Annotated in this window: 1 protein-coding gene; it reads right to left on the reverse strand. The window is 67.2% G+C overall.

Features of this window, described 5'->3' with window-relative positions; translation table 11 throughout:
* On the reverse strand, window positions 1–409 hold a 409-nt coding region (locus A5646_RS13175; RefSeq protein ID WP_067022047.1), incomplete at its 3' end, for a hypothetical protein.
* Window positions 410–613 lie beyond the last annotated feature (204 nt).

Here is a 613-nt window from a genome sequence, read left to right on the forward strand (position 1 = left end):
TGTTGGCCTGGGCGGTGTGAACGGCGATGGTGGCCTTCACGTTCGACGGATTCTTGTCCGACCACGCGATGTCGTTCGCGTTGAAAGTCATCGGCAGATAGCCGTTGTCGCGCAGGGCGTTGGTGAATTTGTCCAGGGTGACCGCGCTCTCCGGCTTCGCGCCCTCCACCAGATTCACCTTGCTGGCACCCGGAACGTTCGGGTCGGCGAGCCGCGTGAGCACGTCGGTGAGGGCCTCGGGCGGCGGCAGGGGAGCCGTGTTGGGCGCGGCAACCTGGCTCGAGGTGGCCGGTGGGAGCGAAGACGTGGCCGACGAACCGGTATTCGGGTGCGGCGACGAACATGCCGCGAGTCCGACCGCCGCCAAGGCGGCGGCGGCGCTCAGCGCTACGGGCAGTGGCCGGTGCATCCAGTCGGTCGGCCGGCTAGACGCCTCTGGCCGCTTCGCGAACGAAGGGTGTCGCTAAGGTCTGGCCGATGGGTGCAACGGAAGTCACACCGGCGGAGGGGGCGACGACGGCGACGCGAGTCGAGCCTGTGGCGAGGCTTTTTGCGGTCACGCTGGTAATCTCGGCCACTAATCGTGATGATCGAAAGGGCCTCAGGAGGTGCC

The sequence above is a fragment of the Mycobacterium sp. 1245499.0 genome (assembly GCF_001673615.1).
In the GTDB taxonomy this organism is placed as follows: Bacteria; Actinomycetota; Actinomycetes; order Mycobacteriales; family Mycobacteriaceae; genus Mycobacterium; species Mycobacterium europaeum_A.